General features: G+C 69.0%; 1 protein-coding gene. It reads right to left on the bottom strand.

Annotated features, from left to right (window positions below; genetic code table 11):
* A partial coding sequence (locus EXE44_RS18040; RefSeq protein ID WP_274595393.1) for a phosphoribosylaminoimidazolesuccinocarboxamide synthase occupies nucleotides 1-500 on the bottom strand: 500 nt, incomplete at both ends.

Raw genomic sequence — 500 nt, 5'->3', positions numbered from 1 at the left:
GACCGACTCCTTCGCCGCCTTCACGGCCGCGACCCAGTCGGGGTCGTTCGCCTTGTACCACTGCCGGACGACCTCCTTCGAGATCCCGCGTCCGTCGTAGGAGAACCGGTTCTCGTCGAAGGTGCCGACCACGTCCGCGACGCGGAGCTCGCCGTCGACGTAGAGGCACTCTATCTTCCCGTCCTCGTGGACGAACCCGGCCGCCTCGGCGCGCTCGGTGACGACGCGGTTCACCTCGCGTGCGAGGGATTCGAGGGCGTCGATATCGGCGGCGCCCGCGACCGCGTCGGCCTCGGCCCGAGCCAGGTAGCGGTCCTGCTGTTCGTACTTCGTGGAGAACTCCACGACGGGCTCGGAGAGGTCGACGGGCTCGTCCGGCCACTCGCCGTCAGCGAGGTCGTCGAGGCCGAAGTCTGCGGGCTCGGCCCGCCTTCGCAGACTCGACCCGACTGGAACCCGGTTGCGGAAGACCACTTCGAGCGGGACGAGGTAGTTCTCCC

The organism is Halorubrum sp. SS7 (assembly GCF_005435055.1).
GTDB lineage: Archaea > Halobacteriota > Halobacteria > Halobacteriales > Haloferacaceae > Halorubrum > Halorubrum salinarum.
Note: the sequence above shows the minus strand (reverse complement) of the source record. Positions and strands in the feature narration are given on the sequence as shown.